At 61.8% G+C, this 14,055-nt stretch carries 18 protein-coding genes and 1 riboswitch; of the genes, 4 read left to right on the plus strand and 14 right to left on the minus strand.

Annotation, left to right across the window (positions count from 1 at the left end; all coding sequences use genetic code 11):
- Both HPY55_10575 and HPY55_10580 read right to left on the minus strand, forming a co-directional pair.
- On the minus strand, window positions 1-708 hold the full coding sequence (locus HPY55_10575) for a FadR family transcriptional regulator (protein ID NPV71071.1): 708 nt from the start codon (window positions 706-708) through the stop codon (window positions 1-3).
- A gap of 114 nt (window positions 709-822) precedes the next feature.
- Window positions 823-1,059 (minus strand): hypothetical protein, encoded by a 237-nt coding sequence (locus HPY55_10580; GenBank protein ID NPV71072.1) that lies wholly within the window; start codon window positions 1,057-1,059, stop codon window positions 823-825.
- A 200-nt stretch (window positions 1,060-1,259) separates the two neighbouring features.
- Between HPY55_10580 and trpS the strand changes: the two genes are divergently transcribed.
- Both trpS and HPY55_10590 read left to right on the plus strand, forming a co-directional pair.
- The gene (gene trpS / locus HPY55_10585) at window positions 1,260-2,249 is read left to right on the plus strand and encodes a tryptophan--tRNA ligase (GenBank protein NPV71073.1); all 990 of its coding nucleotides are present in this window, start codon (window positions 1,260-1,262) and stop codon (window positions 2,247-2,249) included.
- 79 nt (window positions 2,250-2,328) lie between these two features.
- Window positions 2,329-3,666: a hypothetical protein gene (locus HPY55_10590; protein ID NPV71074.1), complete on the plus strand. Its 1,338-nt coding sequence runs from the start codon at window positions 2,329-2,331 to the stop codon at window positions 3,664-3,666.
- On the opposite strand, the gene HPY55_10595 is transcribed toward HPY55_10590, so the two are convergent.
- The 5 genes from HPY55_10595 to HPY55_10615 all read right to left on the minus strand — a co-directional run bounded on the left by HPY55_10595 (window position 3,563) and on the right by HPY55_10615 (window position 7,083).
- Window positions 3,563-3,898 (minus strand): septum formation initiator family protein, encoded by a 336-nt coding sequence (locus HPY55_10595; GenBank protein NPV71075.1) that lies wholly within the window; start codon window positions 3,896-3,898, stop codon window positions 3,563-3,565. The genes HPY55_10590 and HPY55_10595 overlap by 104 nt on opposite strands.
- A 7-nt stretch (window positions 3,899-3,905) precedes the next feature.
- Window positions 3,906-4,157: a sigma-70 region 4 domain-containing protein gene (locus HPY55_10600; protein NPV71076.1), complete on the minus strand. Its 252-nt coding sequence runs from the start codon at window positions 4,155-4,157 to the stop codon at window positions 3,906-3,908.
- Window positions 4,158-4,390: 233 nt separating this feature from the next.
- Complete coding sequence (locus tag HPY55_10605; protein NPV71077.1) at window positions 4,391-5,476, minus strand: ABC transporter ATP-binding protein; 1,086 nt, start codon at window positions 5,474-5,476, stop codon at window positions 4,391-4,393.
- Window positions 5,458-6,171, minus strand: coding sequence for an ABC transporter permease (locus tag HPY55_10610; protein ID NPV71078.1), 714 nt, complete (start codon window positions 6,169-6,171; stop codon window positions 5,458-5,460). The genes HPY55_10605 and HPY55_10610 overlap by 19 nt, the downstream gene beginning before the upstream one ends.
- Before the next feature lie 90 nt (window positions 6,172-6,261).
- Window positions 6,262-7,083 carry a solute-binding protein gene (locus HPY55_10615; protein ID NPV71079.1) on the minus strand — a complete coding sequence of 274 codons (822 nt, stop codon included), beginning with the start codon at window positions 7,081-7,083 and terminating at the stop codon, window positions 6,262-6,264.
- A 114-nt stretch (window positions 7,084-7,197) separates the two neighbouring features.
- A riboswitch (molybdenum cofactor riboswitch) is annotated at window positions 7,198-7,332 on the minus strand.
- A gap of 420 nt (window positions 7,333-7,752) precedes the next feature.
- Here HPY55_10615 and HPY55_10620 point away from each other — a divergent pair.
- The gene (locus tag HPY55_10620) at window positions 7,753-8,223 is read left to right on the plus strand and encodes a nucleotidyltransferase domain-containing protein (protein NPV71080.1); all 471 of its coding nucleotides are present in this window, start codon (window positions 7,753-7,755) and stop codon (window positions 8,221-8,223) included.
- Window positions 8,168-8,596, plus strand: coding sequence for a DUF86 domain-containing protein (locus tag HPY55_10625; protein ID NPV71081.1), 429 nt, complete (start codon window positions 8,168-8,170; stop codon window positions 8,594-8,596). The genes HPY55_10620 and HPY55_10625 overlap by 56 nt, the downstream gene beginning before the upstream one ends.
- Window positions 8,597-8,620: 24 nt before the next feature.
- Here the strand turns inward: HPY55_10625 and yabQ are convergent, their stop codons facing one another.
- From yabQ to spoVT, 7 genes are all read right to left on the minus strand, one after another.
- Complete coding sequence (gene yabQ, locus HPY55_10630) at window positions 8,621-9,133, minus strand: spore cortex biosynthesis protein YabQ (GenBank protein NPV71082.1); 513 nt, start codon at window positions 9,131-9,133, stop codon at window positions 8,621-8,623.
- Between the two features lie 15 nt (window positions 9,134-9,148).
- Window positions 9,149-9,445 (minus strand): sporulation protein YabP, encoded by a 297-nt coding sequence (yabP, locus tag HPY55_10635; GenBank protein ID NPV71083.1) that lies wholly within the window; start codon window positions 9,443-9,445, stop codon window positions 9,149-9,151.
- 17 nt (window positions 9,446-9,462) lie between these two features.
- Window positions 9,463-9,747 (minus strand): RNA-binding S4 domain-containing protein, encoded by a 285-nt coding sequence (locus HPY55_10640; GenBank protein NPV71084.1) that lies wholly within the window; start codon window positions 9,745-9,747, stop codon window positions 9,463-9,465.
- A gap of 112 nt (window positions 9,748-9,859) precedes the next feature.
- Window positions 9,860-10,132, minus strand: coding sequence for an HU family DNA-binding protein (locus HPY55_10645; GenBank protein ID NPV71085.1), 273 nt, complete (start codon window positions 10,130-10,132; stop codon window positions 9,860-9,862).
- Between the two features lie 74 nt (window positions 10,133-10,206).
- Window positions 10,207-11,712 (minus strand): nucleoside triphosphate pyrophosphohydrolase, encoded by a 1,506-nt coding sequence (gene mazG, locus HPY55_10650; GenBank protein ID NPV71086.1) that lies wholly within the window; start codon window positions 11,710-11,712, stop codon window positions 10,207-10,209.
- On the minus strand, window positions 11,709-13,274 hold the full coding sequence (locus HPY55_10655) for a polysaccharide biosynthesis protein (GenBank protein NPV71087.1): 1,566 nt from the start codon (window positions 13,272-13,274) through the stop codon (window positions 11,709-11,711). The genes mazG and HPY55_10655 overlap by 4 nt, the downstream gene beginning before the upstream one ends.
- Window positions 13,275-13,467: 193 nt before the next feature.
- Window positions 13,468-14,031: a stage V sporulation protein T gene (gene spoVT, locus HPY55_10660; protein ID NPV71088.1), complete on the minus strand. Its 564-nt coding sequence runs from the start codon at window positions 14,029-14,031 to the stop codon at window positions 13,468-13,470.
- Window positions 14,032-14,055 lie beyond the last annotated feature (24 nt).

A 14,055-nucleotide genomic window follows, 5' to 3' on the forward strand; every position in this document is an offset into this window, starting at 1 on the left:
TCACCCCTCGCCGTTACTTTCACCCGCCTGCACGATCGCTTCCCTGAGCCCGCGCAGGTGCTCGTCCATCGCCCCGGCCGCCGCCTCCGCGTCACGGCTCGCTATCGCCTGGAGGATTCGCTTGTGCTCGGCGCAAAGCGCTTCCCATTTCTGCCGGTTGAGATGCGCCTGCTGGTGGTACTCCCTGAGGAGGTTCATCTGCATCTTGACGAGTTCGTGGAGCACGAAGTTGTGCGTCGCCCGCGCGATTGAAAGGTGGAAGTCGAGGTCCCTGTCCTCACCGGGTTCGGGGTCGCTGGCGCTGTAGAATGACTCAATGACCTGGGACATGTTGCCGATGTCCTCTTCGGTGGCGCGCTGGGCGGCGAGCCGGGCCACTGTGACCTCCAGCGCCATTCTGGCCTCCGCAATGTCGAGGAGCACGGATTTCTCCAGCGCATACAGCGTGGTCCCATCCTGGAACAGAACAGGGGGCGTCACCTCTCGAAGGAACCGGCCGCCTCCGGGCCTGCTCTCGATCAGGCCCCTCACCTCGAGCACGCGGAACGCTTCGCGGAGTATCCCCCTGCTGACTCCAAGCTGTTTCTCGAGCTCGCGCTCCGACGGAAACCGCTGGCCGGGGCTTACTCCCCCGTTTTTGACGAACTCCACCAGCTGTTCGACGACCGACTGGTAGAGCCTCTGTTTTTCCACTCTGAAAAACGGCATCGCACCCTACCTGCCTGGAATCGTTTAAGAGAATCACAACAGGACAACCCAGCAGCCCACTTGAAGCATTCTACAACGCGATGGAAAACTCCTGCCCTGTCAGAATGGGCGCTTCTAATTGAGGGAGAAGTCCTTCATGTCAGCAAGGTCATCGAACAGGAGCTGCCGGGCAATCGCGGCGGCAGTCCCGGTCCTGGGCGGCTCACCGTCGCTGTGTTCGTGGATCGTGGTGCGCCTGTACTTGCCGTCATGGCCTACCCCTTCCCAGATAAAGCCTCCTTTGCGTTTCGCGGACAGGCCCAGTCTCCTGCACACGGCTTTGATCTCACCCGTGGTAAAGGTAATTCCCATGATTATAAACCAAGGAGCCTTCCCTTGAGGTCGGGCCCTTCGAGGCGCAACACGCGTCGCAGGTATGGGTAGTGATGCCTGCGACAAATACGGGGTGGGGCACTCCGGTGTTCTACTTTGACTGACACGGATTCCGGGTAGTAGAATAGGCAACAGGACCCTGCCAGTAACGGGGTTTGAGGCGTTGGAGGGGGTCGGCGATGAACCAGAAGAAGCGGGTGTTCTCGGGCATACAACCGAGCGGTATTCTCACACTGGGAAACTACCTCGGCGCGATGAAACACTGGGCCAGGCTCCAGGATACTCACGATTGCGTGTATTGCGTGGTCGACCTTCACGCCCTGACGGTGCCGATCGACCCCGAGGAACTGAGGCGCAGGATACTCGACACCACTGCCACACTCGTCGCGGTGGGACTGGACCCCGCCAGGGTGATACTGTTCGTGCAGTCCCACGTGCACGAGCACGCGGAGCTCAGCTGGCTCCTGTCGTGCGTCACAACGTTCGGCGAGCTGGGGCGGATGACCCAGTTCAAGGAGAAATCCGAAGGGAAGGAATCGGTCACGGCGGGCCTGTTCACCTACCCCGTGCTGATGGCCGCCGATATCCTCCTCTACCAGACCGACGTGGTGCCGGTCGGGGCCGACCAGAAGCAACACGTCGAGCTCACGCGAGATATCGCGGAACGGTTCAACAAGCGCTTCGGCGCCACGTTCGCCCTGCCCGAGCCGCATATCCCGGAGGTAGGCGCCAGGATCATGTCCCTGGACAACCCGAAATCGAAGATGAGCAAGAGCAACGCCAACCCCGACAGCTACATCGGCCTCCTGGACCCGCCGGACCTGATACGGAAGAAAGTCTCCCGCGCGGTCACCGACTCGGGGAGAGAGATCAGGTACGACCCGGCCGAGAAGCCGGCGATAAGTAACCTGCTGAGTATTTATTCACTGTGCTCGGCCGAACCGGTGCAGGTCCTGGAAGAGAGGTATGCCGGCAAAGGGTACAGCGACCTCAAGAAGGACCTCGGGGCGGTTGTCGCCGAGCACCTGCGGCCGTTCCAGGAACGCTTCAGGCAGGTTTCCGAATCCGGTGAGATCGACAGGATCCTGAATGAGGGAGCGGCCAAGGCCAGGGCCATCGCGAGCCGTACGCTGAACCTTGCCAAAGAACGAATCGGCTTGGTGCTCTGAGCAGGTCTTTTGTAGTCCAATATAGAACCTCCCCGAATACGGTTTGTGCTACCGGCGTTCGCGGGGAGGTTTTCCTTTCTTGCGCCACGTTGCCAGCCCATACTCCGATGCCGGCGCTACCGCGCCCATTGTCCAGGCTCCGCGCCTCACACGGCCGGCCAGCATCCGGCTGGTCGCCCTTGTCCTGGTCGCGCTATTCGCGACCTCGGCAGTGAGGATCTCGACCGCCCGGCTGTCGCCCTATCCTTCCGTGAGCCTCGAGGGGGTTGGGGAACTGGCTCCCGCGTTGAACACGGAGCTTCGATGGCTGCTCCTGTCCGCCCACCCGAGCGGGGCGCTCGCCCTCACGCCCGACAGGCAGCGGGTTATACCGTATTTCTCGAACCTCTCCATGCTCGCCCTGGTGAATCGCGTGCCCACCGTCGTCGCGATGTACGTCGACTGGTACCTCGCCAGCCTGAACATGCCGGACAGGTGGGGCATGTACGGGACGATATACGACTACAGGGTGCACGGGCAGGACCTCATCTCCACCCGAAACTACGACTCGGCCGACAGCTATGCGGCCACTTTCCTGACGCTGATCCGGAGGTACGTCGAGGCAACCGGTGATAGCGAGTTCGCGAGGCGCAGGATGAACCGGATCGACGTCGTCGCCCAGGTGATCATCTCCCTGCAGGACAAGGACGGGCTGGTGCGGGTCAAGCCGAGAGACTCCACGAAGTACCTGATGGATAACGCCGAGGCGTTCAGGGGGCTGGAGGACTGGGCCGTCGTTCTCGATTCCATCGGCGAGAAGGAAGCGGCCGGCTGGTACCACGACAGGGCAGCGCGGGTCGCCGCCGCCGTCGAATACCGCATGTGGGACGAGAAAACCGGGGCATACGCCTGGAGGATAGACCGCGTGGACCACGCTTCCATGCCGGCGTGGCGCAAATGGTATCCTGACGCGGTGTCGCAGCTTTACCCGGTCGTCAACGGGCTCATCTCGCCATCATCCGCGAGGGCGAGGATGCTGTACGAGAAGTTCAACCGGAGTTTCCCCTACTGGCCGGACGTCGAGAGGAGGCCCGGCTTTCCCTGGGGAATGGTCGCCTGGGCGGCGACGGTCATGGGGGATTACGGCAGGGCGCTGGAGTTCATCCGCAGTTCGACGAGCCAGTTCGTTGAGAACGGCGGCCCGCAGCCATGGTATTGCCTCGAATCGGCGATGTACATCGCCGTGGTGGACAGGATGGTGGCCTTGAGCCGGGGTGGTTCGCAGGGCGAAAGGCAGGGCGACGGGCCAGGCGGCGGGCTCGTCGACGAGCCCTCTAGTGGCGCTGCTCGGGGAGGTACTGGATCTCCCCCTTCTTTATCCACCCCAGCTGCTCCCGCGCTACCTTCTCGATATACTCGTCGGTCTGAAGCGCCTTGATCTGTTCCTTGAGGATCTGGCTCTTTATCTCCTGAGCGCGGATCTCGTCCTCGATGCGCCTTTCCTGCGCCCTGACGGACCAGAGGCGCAGTTCCTGGTTGGCAAAGGCATAGAGCAGCGCGAGTACTACGGCGATAACGACCAGCTTGTTAGTCCGCTTTCGCCTGGGTCTCTTACGCTCGAGTTTCGCCGTTGAGGTCATGAGGTCCCTCAGGTCTCTTGAAGCGTACAACCCGTCCTCAGCCCTCCTTCGCTCCCGGCCTCTCGTCGAGCCCGGCCTCGTCGCCGAACAGCGCCAGCGGGTCGCCTGAGATAACTATCACGAGTTGGTACCCCTTCGTCTTCGCGCGGTTGTACAGGGTCGCCACGGTCCCAGCCGCAATGCCGAGGCGAGCGGAGATCTCCTCCGAAGAGTACCCCATCTCCTTAAGGACAACGACCTGCCGTTCTCTGAAACTCAGCCTTTCAGCGCCCCTGATCTCAACCTGCAAGGGAAACCACCGGTCTCCGTGCCCGATTCCACACGATGTTATCCACAAGTTTTACACAGTATGTGGACAATTTTCGTACGGGATCTATATGTTTCGTGGCGCGGGTGAGTTTTCCTCCTTTTTGTCAACGGAGGGTCCCCGAAACCGGGGCAAATGGAGGAAGACAGGCACGCGATGGCGCCGCAGGCGGGTACTGCACCCGCAGAGTGGCTGAGGAGAGAGGTGGGCGTGGCCTAGACGATCAGGTGGGCGTCGGACGCGGAGAAGCCTACGTGCACGCGGCCGCCGCGATGGAGTGCCAGTGACTGGACGGCGCGCGGTCCAACGTGCGCCACGAGGATGAAACCACAATCGAGGGTCAGCCTGGCGCCGGTCGCAAGCGGTTCGATGTCCGTGATCCCGGCTGAGAACCGGTTGGCGGCGCCCTCCACCGGTTCCCGCGAACAGACCACGTTCTCGGGCCTTATGCACACGCAGACTCTTGCGCCCTCGGGAGCGGGCCTGTCCGAGATCAGGGTAGCCCTATTCGCCGTCTCGCTTACCGAAACGAGACTGCCGCTGCCGTTGCGTCCAATTACGAACCCGGGGATGAGGGTCTCGATGCCGACGAGCGAGGCGGCCTCGGCTGTGGCGGGACGGTTCCACACTTCCGTGGGGGTAGAGTCCTGGACTATGCGCCCGGAACTCATCACCGCGACCCTGTTGCACAGGTACAGCGCCTCGCTGATGTCGTGCGTCACGTAGACGGCCGTCACGCCGAGGTCCGACAGCACCCTGGCGAGATCGCGCTTGAACGATTGCCTGGTTGGGGCATCGAGATTTGCCATGGGTTCATCCAGGAAGAGCACCTCGGGGCCGGTGACGAGGGCCCGCGCGAGGCTGACCCTCTGCGCCTCGCCCCCTGACAGGGTGTCGACGTTGCGGCCGGCGAGATGGGTTATCCCCAGGATCTCGAGCGTTCGTTCGCACCGCGAGCGAACCTCCGCCGCTCCGGCCCCCCTCACACTCAGCCCATAGGAGATGTTGAACCGGACCGTCCCGCTGAAGAGCAGCGGCTCCTGAAACACCATGGCCATCTTTCGCCGCTGAGAGAGCCTTTCGGCCTCTGTGTCAAGACGGCGGCCTGCGAACAGCACATCCCCGCGGGACGGCTCTTCCAGGAGGCAAAGCAGCCGCAGAAGCGTGCTCTTGCCCGAGCCGTTCCTGCCGAGCAGCCCCAACACGTCGCCTTCCGCAATCCCAAGGTGGTCGACGTCTACCACGGTACGCCCGTCGTAGTCGCGGGCGAGGTCCACCGTCTCTATGAGCGGCCGGTCCATCTCCTCGCCCCTTTCTGCTGGAGATTTGTCAGTACGGCGTTTACTCCGAAAGACAGTCCGAGAAGAAGGATGCCCAGCGCGAGAGCCATTTCGAAATGCCCCATCCTGCTCTCCAGCACCATGGCGGTGGTGAGCACCCGGGTTTGCCCCTTGATATTCCCGCCCACCATCATCACAGCGCCGACCTCGGATATCACGCCGCCGAAGCCGGCCATGATCGCTGCGAGCATCGGAAGCCTGGACTCCCTGACGAGCAGCATCATCGATTGGATCTTGCTCGCGCCGAGCGCGAGGGATTGCAGCCTGAGCCTTGGATTGAGCTGTTGTATGGCGGCGAGCGAGAGCCCCGTAACGATGGGCAGCGCAATGCACACCTGGGCTATGATCATAACGCCGGGCGTGTACATCATCTCGAATTGCCCGAACGGGCCGCTGCGCCAGAACAGCATCGAGACGATGAGACCCACGACAACCGGGGGCAACCCCATCCCCGTGTTCACGAGGCCGATCACGAGCCGCCTCCCCGGGAAATCGTTGAGGGCCAGGAGCACGCCCGCCGGGACTCCGAGCAGGATGGAAACGCAGGTAGCCGCCCCCGAAACCCTGAGGGACAGCCACGCAATCCCCACGACCTCGGGGTCGAGGCTAATGAGCAGCCTGATTGCCTCGACGATTGATTCCAGGATGGATGCCAACTAATGACCTCCCGGCCCACACCGGTGGGGCCGGCGGCCTCCGGGGCGGTTGCCCCGCAGCCGCCGGCCCGGCGCTCGTCATTCTCGCTGCTACTTGCCCTGGGAAGCCGACGGGAAGAACAACGGCTGCCCGAACTTATCCTTTCCGTAATCCGCGATTATCTTCTGACCCTCGGCCGAGGTGATGAAGCCGGCGTAGGCCTTGGCGCCATCGGTGTTCTTCGCGCCCTTCACCTCGATTACACCATACGGGTTGAGGAGCGCCGGATCCTTCTCGACCAGGATCTCCAGGTCCAGGCCTTTCGTCGCGAGGTAGGTGCCACGGTCGGAAAGGGTATAGCCCTTCTTTTCGCTGGCTATCTTCAGGCTGGCGCCCATTCCCTGGCCCGTCGAAACGTACCAGGCGCCCTCGGGCTTGATCCCCGCCGCCTCCCAGAGCTGCTTCTCTTTCTGATGTGTTCCCGAATTGTCGCCGCGCGTGATGAACGTGCTATTCGAGCCGGCGATGGCGGCGAGTGCCGCTTTGGCTTCCTTGAGGCCCCTTATCTTCGCGGGGTCGTCTTTCGACCCGACCAGGACGAAGTCGTTGTACATCACGTCGAGGCGCCTCGTCCCGAACCCGTCCGCCATGAACTTGTCCTCGCTCTTGCGGGCGTGAACCAGGAGGACATCGGCCTCTTTCTTCTCGCCGAGCTTGAGCGCTTCCCCGGTGCCCACGGCGATGGTCTTGACCGTGTAAGGGAACTTCTTCTCAAAGGCGGGGTTGAGCACATCCAGAAGGCCTGTGTCTGCGGTGCTGGTGGTGGTGGCGAGCACAAGCGGCTTTCTCTCGACTGGTTTGCCGCAGCCCGCTACCGTCAGAATGGTACCCAGGAGGGCAAAGGTGATCACGGCACTCGTACGCGACCTCATCGTTCGTCCCACTCCTTTATTAGGGCAGGCCGGACTCCCCGGTGCAGGCGGCCCGCGCGACCCCGCGTACAACACAAAGGCCACCATCCTTCCCGCCATGGTGGCCTCAGCCCGTCAATCCATGCTGACTTCCTTTCCAAACGCGGGAGGCGACACCGTTTCCGGCGGCGCCCTGTCAGTCGCGCCCCCTGGCGCCGGCCAAGAGCACACCGGCGCTGTAGGGGCTTTGACTCGGATAGTCATTCCGTGCCCTCTATGAGGTTGTCTCTGTCACGTATTGTAATCGATGCCGAACGTCGAGTCAACGCTCGCAATGATCGGCTTAACGAACTGCATCGCCTCAGACTTCGTGATTTCCTTGGCCCACTCCCACGCAGAACGTAACGCAGTAGTACTAGGACAAGGAAGAAAGGGCCTGACGGCCTTGCTCACATCAGGGGGCCGGAAGAATTTCCCTATATCGATGTCTGATTGTCGGGAGAGTTGGGGGCGCGGTGAGGTCGCTTCTCATCAGAGTAGCGGCGTAGGAACCCTGCAGGGCACCGCACGCGCATATTGTGGAATTCGCTCAACCACAATAGAATTGGTTCAGCAGGACAGCACATCCAATTTGCGCGCCGGAGGTCGAATGCGACGACCAGAGAGCAGTCCGCCAGTCCCGTCCAAAGGGTGCTCAACAAAGTTCCTGCAATCGTCGAAATGCTCGGTCGCGACGATGACATACTATTCTGCTACCTTTTCGGCTCTGTCGCCAGGGGCACCGCAGGATCCCTGAGCGACCTGGATTTTGCGGTTTACCTGGACCCCCGGGTTCCTGCTGATCAGCGGTTTTACAGGGCCCTTGACATTGCGGCCAGGCTGTCATCCATTCTGCGAACCTCCAACGTTGACGTTGTGCCCTTGAATGATGCCTCGCCCGAGCTCGCGTATTCGGTGATTCGCGACGGCAAACTCCTGTTCTGCAGGGACGAACTGCAGCGACAACGTTTTTGGGTCCGGATCGTCCTGGACTACTTGGATAGAGGATTCATGCGAGACCTTTTCTGGCGCTACACTGCTAAGCGGGTTAAGGAGGGCTCCTTTGGTGGTAGACGAGAAGACCGTTCTCAGCTTGCTCCAGGAGCTCGAGAGACGACTTGAAAGGCTATACTCTCTTTCAAACACCAGCGTCAAAACGCTGGTGGAAGATGCCTCCATCAGGGACCAGGTTGAAAGGAACCTTGAGGTTGCCATCCAGTGCTGTATAGACCTGGGAACCCACCTCCTGGCCTCAATGGGAGGCCCCTCGCCCGAAAGCTACAGGGATGTGTTTGTCTCCCTGGGCAGCCTTGGGGTTATCGACGACACCCTCTCCGAGAGCCTCGCCAGGATGGCTGGGTTCCGGAACGTCCTTGTACACGGCTATCTAACACTGGACCCGCGCAGAATGCATGAGTCTCTTAATCGTATCTCAGACATCAGGGGCTTCGTAGAAGCAGTCGTGCATTATATCGAAGCGCAAAAAAAGGAGTAGTCTGGAGCCGGCATTTCGCCACAATCACTTCTTTCCGAGCCGCAGCAGACGAAGTGCCGCCCCTCGAAGTCTTCTGCCGACCGGCCGCAGCCGGCCTACCGCCTTCCGCGCCGCGCGAGCCGCCGGCTTGCGCAGGCCCTTCAGCCGTCGCGCCACGCGCCTGGCGAACGACCGGCAGGCCGCGCACGCCCGGCGGGCAGCCTGCCGCACGGCGCGCACCAACTGGATAAGGCAGGTCGCGACGAACTTGAGTGCAAGCACGACGGCGGGGCTTCCGAAAACCAGGTACACCGCGAAACCGAGGGCGAATCCCACGAAGGCGTAGAGCCTGAGGTTAACCCAGTTGGAGACGATGAGGGCGAACACGAGGAGTGGGGTCAGGACTAGCCAGAAGATAGCGTCCTCGAGATACACGACGATGCCCCGCGGTGAGGTTACCCACCTGAAGATGCGGTATATGTCGAAGAGCAGCCCGGCCGCCACGCCGGCCAGGAGCATCACGGACATCCTGTAGATCTCGATGTCGAGGGATTCCACGTCGCGACCCCGCGCCTATCTGAAAAGCCGCTCCAGAATCCCTTTCCCTTTCCGCTTGCTCCGCGACCCGACGTCCGGCGAATACTGGAATCCGTGCACCAGCCCATCCACCGAGAAACTCCCGTCGTCCACGTCGAGTTGCTTGATCGTGAGCTCCTCGCCGCGCACCGTAAGCGCGCCGTAGTCCGTGTCCATGACTATTTCCTGGTCGTCGAAGCTCTCAACGCGGAGCACACCTCGTATGGTGATCTTCTCTCGGTTGACGACGTGTATCTCGTGGTCCTTGGCAAGGTCGAAATCCCTGTCGTCCATCGGCGATTCCCCCTCGCCTAATACGTATGCTCGTCTGAGGAGGATATGCCGTGCCTTGTCTCTCCCTTCACGCGGTACATCTGGCCCGCCTGGCTGACACAGGCAGTCTCCCTTGCGTCGAGCACCTCCACTTCCAGCGTCCTGTTGCCGAACTCGACGGTGATCGAATCCCCGGGCTCAACCTCCGTGCCTGGTTTGGCCTGACGCCCGTTGACCAGCACGCGCCCCGCCGAGCAGGCTTCCTGGGCGACTGTCCTGCGCTTTATCAACCTGCTGACCTTGAGATACTTGTCTACCCTCACGGCTCCGCTCTCTCCCACGTGCGGCTCACCGGCCGAAGCGTAAATCTCTTCCCAAAAGCAGAATCAGGTCCGTCTCAGCGAGTCTTCGCGAACCTGATTCCTCAATACTTCGCTACTTTATCGTATCCTTAAGCGCCTTGCCCGCCCTGAAAACCGGGACTTTGGTAGCCTCAATGCTGATCTCTTCGCCGGTCTTGGGGTTGCGCCCCTTGCGGGCCGCCCGCTGCCTCACTTCAAAAGTTCCGAACCCCACCAGAGAAACCTTGTCGTTCTTGGACAGGGCCTCCTGGATTGCGTCGACGGTCGAATTGATTACCTTCTCGGTGTCTTTCTTGGTGATCCCGGTTTTCTCGGCAACGGCTGATACGAGTTCCGCCTTGTTCAATCAAATCCCTCCCCGTCATACCTGAAAACACACACAGTGGCCCGTAGTTCGTCGTTCCGGTAGGTTTTTCCTCCTCAAGAGCCTGCCCGGCTCTTGGATTCCTCCCAGAGGGCGTCCATCTCCTTAAGCGTCATCTCGATCAGGTCCTTCCCCATCCGGGCTGCAGCGGCCTCGATGTACCCGAACCTGTTGATGAACTTCTTCACAGTACCCGACAGCGCAACCTCGGGGTTTATCCCAAGGAACCGGCATGCATTAACCACACTGAACAGGACGTCGCCGATTTCATCCTCTACCCGGTCGGAGACCCGCGATTCGACCGCAGAGATCAGTTCACCGACCTCCTCCTGCACTTTTCCGAGTACATCCTCGACCCTCTCCCAGTCAAACCCGACCCTGGCCGCCGCTCTCTGGACCTCGTACGCTCTCATCAGGGCCGGCTGCCCCTTGGGCGGCGCTATTTGCCCGCCTTCGACGGGCTCGCCGCGCTCCTCACGCTCGCCGCGCTCGCTTCGCTTAATGGCGTCCCACCGGTCCACGACCTCATCGCTGGAAGCGGCCTTCTTACCGCCGAACACGTGGGCGTGGCGCCTGATCATTTTCCTGGTAACCACATCCACAACGCGGTTGACGTCGAATGCCCCGCCCTCTTCGGCGATGCGGGAGTGCAGCACGACTTGCAGCAGTAAGTCTCCCAATTCCTCACAGAGTTTATTCGTATCGCCCTGATTGACGGCGTCCACGACCTCGTACGCCTCTTCGATTACGTACTGCCGGAGGCTCTCGTGCGTCTGTTCCCTGTCCCAGGGGCACCCATCCGGCCCACGAAGGCGCGCGATCACGCCGACGATGGGGTCAAGAGGCCAGCGTGAGACCCTTTCAGCGGGGTCGTTGCTCGCCTTCTCCGACGACAGCCGCGGAACATACAGAGTCGTAAGGTGGTCCGACGCGATCCTGTCGAGATCGTAGAGCGGTATCCGCGAAACCCTCTCCTCGCCCGCCACGCCGGCAGAGTAGACCAAAGCCACCTCGTGCTCGTCGGGGTACCTGGTCATGAGGGCGAGCTTGACGTCCGAGGCCGTTTTCCTGTTGTAGATCTGTGAAACCACGACGTCCCTCACGCCGCTCGGCGGGTTGTCGTCGATTGCGCAGCCGTCGACGATCTCGAGGCCCGACAGGGGATCGATTTCCAGCGTGGCACAGACCACGTCGAGGAAACTCATGGCGGGGTATACTTCGTAGCGGATACCCCGTTCCTTTGCGCTGCGGACGATGCGGGCTACCGTGGCCTCCCCGAAGAACGGGTGACCGGGCACAGCGTACGCCACGACGCCCCCCGAGGCTGCCTCATCCAGGACGACCTGCGTTATACTCGAATACACCTCGTCGAACGTCGCGCTCTCCTCGTAAAGCCGGTCGAAGGTTGTATAGCGTATGCCACGGCGATCGAGCGTCACAACCGAAGGGTGTACGGAGGTGCGAAGAAAAACCCTCCTCGAACCCTGCAGTGCTTCAAGGTTTCGCCCGGGTAGCTGCCACTCGGCGCCCGGCCCGAGCCCGACCAGTCTGAGACAGTTCACTTGCCAATCAGCCCCAATCGAACGAGGAACTCCGCCATGGATGATCCCACACGGGGGATTATCTCGAAATCCCGCGAGGTCATACCGCCTGTGAGTATCAGCGTAACGATATACGTGGTAATCCCCGCAAAGATGGCGAGGAGGGTGGCGACCGATTCTCGACCGGAAAGTATCGCCAGCCAGCGGTGTAGCGCCACCACGGTTACGCCCATGACCGCCGTGGATATCCCGGGCTTGACGAACATCCCCGGGACATCGACGATGTCGTGTCCCAGGATGGAGACGAGCGTGAACATGTTCAGCACGGCCGCCACCAGGAACCCCGCGGACGTGCCGTATGCGGCCCCCTTTATCCCGAGAGCCGGTATGCTGGTCAGCGCCCACGTCAGCCCAAACTTGACGGCGGCCCCCCAGAGGAGGTTGCGCACCGGCACCGACATCAGCCCCATGCCCTGGAGGATGCCGGATGTCACCTGCTGGACTGCGAGAAACAGCACTCCGGATGCCAGCGCGGACAGAGACGTCCCGACCTCGGGGTCCCCGTATAAAAGCGCCGGAATGGGCCTCGCCAGGAGATATAGGCCGGCCATGGCGGGGAGCATCAGGATGAACGTCATCCGGAGGGCGGTGCGCGACCTTGTTGTGATCAGCAGCCCGTCGCCTATCGCGGCTGCCTCGGACACGCTGGGCACGAGGCTCACCTGCAGCGCGGCCGTGAATATCGTTGGCAAGTTCATCAGCGGAAGTGCCCCACCCGAGAGCTGTCCGTAGAGCGACGTGGCCAGCTCCGGGGCGATGCCGCTCGCCTGCAGCCTCGCGGGGACCACAGCCATGTCCACGAGCTGGATTATGCCGAGGACGCCGCTTGCGATGGACACGGGGATTGCCATCGCAATGATCTGCCTGGCTGTCTCAAACGCGTCGTATCCCAGCCCCGAGACCGTGGGGAGAGAAAATACCTCGCGCCGGCCCCTGTTGAACACGAATAACAGGTAGATCAGTCCCGCGACGGCCCCCGTCACGGCGCCGAAGCTGGCGCCGGCGGCCGCGTACTCGACGCCGCCGGGGAGGAGCACGTAGGCGAGCGCCATCATCGTTCCCACCCGGACGATCTGCTCGACTATCTGGGACACGGCCGTCGGCGTCATCATCTGCATCCCCTGGAAAAGTCCCCTGTATGCGGACATGACGGCCACGAATAATATGGCGGGCGCGATCGCCGCTATTGAGAGGTACGCGCGCGGGTCGCGCGTGACGGTGGTCGCGATGTAACCGGCGCCGGTGAACAGGGCCGCAGAGAAAAACAGGCCGAGCGCGGCAAGCAGTATCAGGGACGTCCTGAATACACTCCACACCCCGCGGCCGTCGCCGCGCGCAACGCGTTCGGCCACCAGCTTGGAGACCGCGATGTTGATACCGGTTGTCGAGAGGACGAGGATGAGGGCATAGATGGGGTACGCCATCTGGAACAGGCCCATGCCCTCCGCGCCGAGCAGGGGATACAGGGGGATCCTGTACAGCGCCCCGAGTAGCTTGCTGACGACCCCCGCCAGCGCAAGCATGAAGGCGCCTCCCAAGAACGTCTCCCGCCTCAACCCACCGGTCTCCCCTTTCCGGCCAATTCAGCCTATATTATACACCGCGAGACCGGAACCCGTCGCGAGCGCCGCGGCGGCCCCGAAATGAAAAGGCAGCGAACGCTCTCGTTCGCCACCTCGTTGCGTCTATCGCTGCCAGCCGGGCCTGTCGACGGTTCTACTGCTCCATCTGCTTGGCAAGGAATCCCGCCGCGGTCTCCGCGAGTTTCAGTTCGAGGTCGCTCATCTGGACGTCAGGTTCGCGCGAACAGATGACGACTGCGCCTATAGGGTCCCCCTCCGCGATGATGGGGGCTATGACCTCGGCTGTGAATTTACACCCGGTCTCTTCGTCGGCCGTCAGGCACTCGCTGCAGTACTTGTGGTCCCCGGGCTTGGTAATCATCACGGCCTTGCGCTCTTCCATGACCCGTTCAACTGCCGGGCCGATTGCCTTGTTAAGAAACTCCTTCTTCGGAGCGCCAGAGACTGCGATTATGTTATCGCGATCGGCGATCATGGCGATATGGCCCGTCGCCTCGTAGAGGGAGTCGGCGTACTCCTTCGCGAAATCGCCGAGTTCACCTATCGGCGAGTATTTCTTGAGGATTACTTCTCCGTCCCTGTCCACGAATATCTCCAGCGGATCCCCTTCCCTGATCCGGAGAGTCCGCCTTATTTCCTTGGGAATGACCACGCGGCCGAGGTCGTCGATCCTCCGGACAATCCCGGTTGCTTTCATTATCACCCCTCCTTCGACAGGCGG

The organism is Bacillota bacterium (genome assembly GCA_013178305.1).
In the GTDB taxonomy this organism is placed as follows: Bacteria; Bacillota; Sulfobacillia; order JABLXB01; family JABLXB01; genus JABLXB01.

Excerpts from the sequence above, each read along its gene's own strand:
- HPY55_10575 (NPV71071.1), bottom strand. The coding sequence starts at position 708 with ATGCCGTTTTTCAGAGTGGAAAAACAGAGGCTCTACCAGTCGGTCGTC.
- HPY55_10580 (NPV71072.1), bottom strand. The coding sequence starts at position 1,059 with ATGGGAATTACCTTTACCACGGGTGAGATCAAAGCCGTGTGCAGGAGA.
- trpS (NPV71073.1), top strand. The coding sequence starts at position 1,260 with ATGAACCAGAAGAAGCGGGTGTTCTCGGGCATACAACCGAGCGGTATT.
- HPY55_10605 (NPV71077.1), bottom strand. The coding sequence starts at position 5,476 with ATGGACCGGCCGCTCATAGAGACGGTGGACCTCGCCCGCGACTACGAC.
- HPY55_10615 (NPV71079.1), bottom strand. The coding sequence starts at position 7,083 with ATGAGGTCGCGTACGAGTGCCGTGATCACCTTTGCCCTCCTGGGTACC.
- yabP (NPV71083.1), bottom strand. The coding sequence starts at position 9,445 with ATGGACGACAGGGATTTCGACCTTGCCAAGGACCACGAGATACACGTC.
- HPY55_10655 (NPV71087.1), bottom strand. The coding sequence starts at position 13,274 with ATGCTTGCGCTGGCGGGGGTCGTCAGCAAGCTACTCGGGGCGCTGTAC.
- spoVT (NPV71088.1), bottom strand. The coding sequence starts at position 14,031 with ATGAAAGCAACCGGGATTGTCCGGAGGATCGACGACCTCGGCCGCGTG.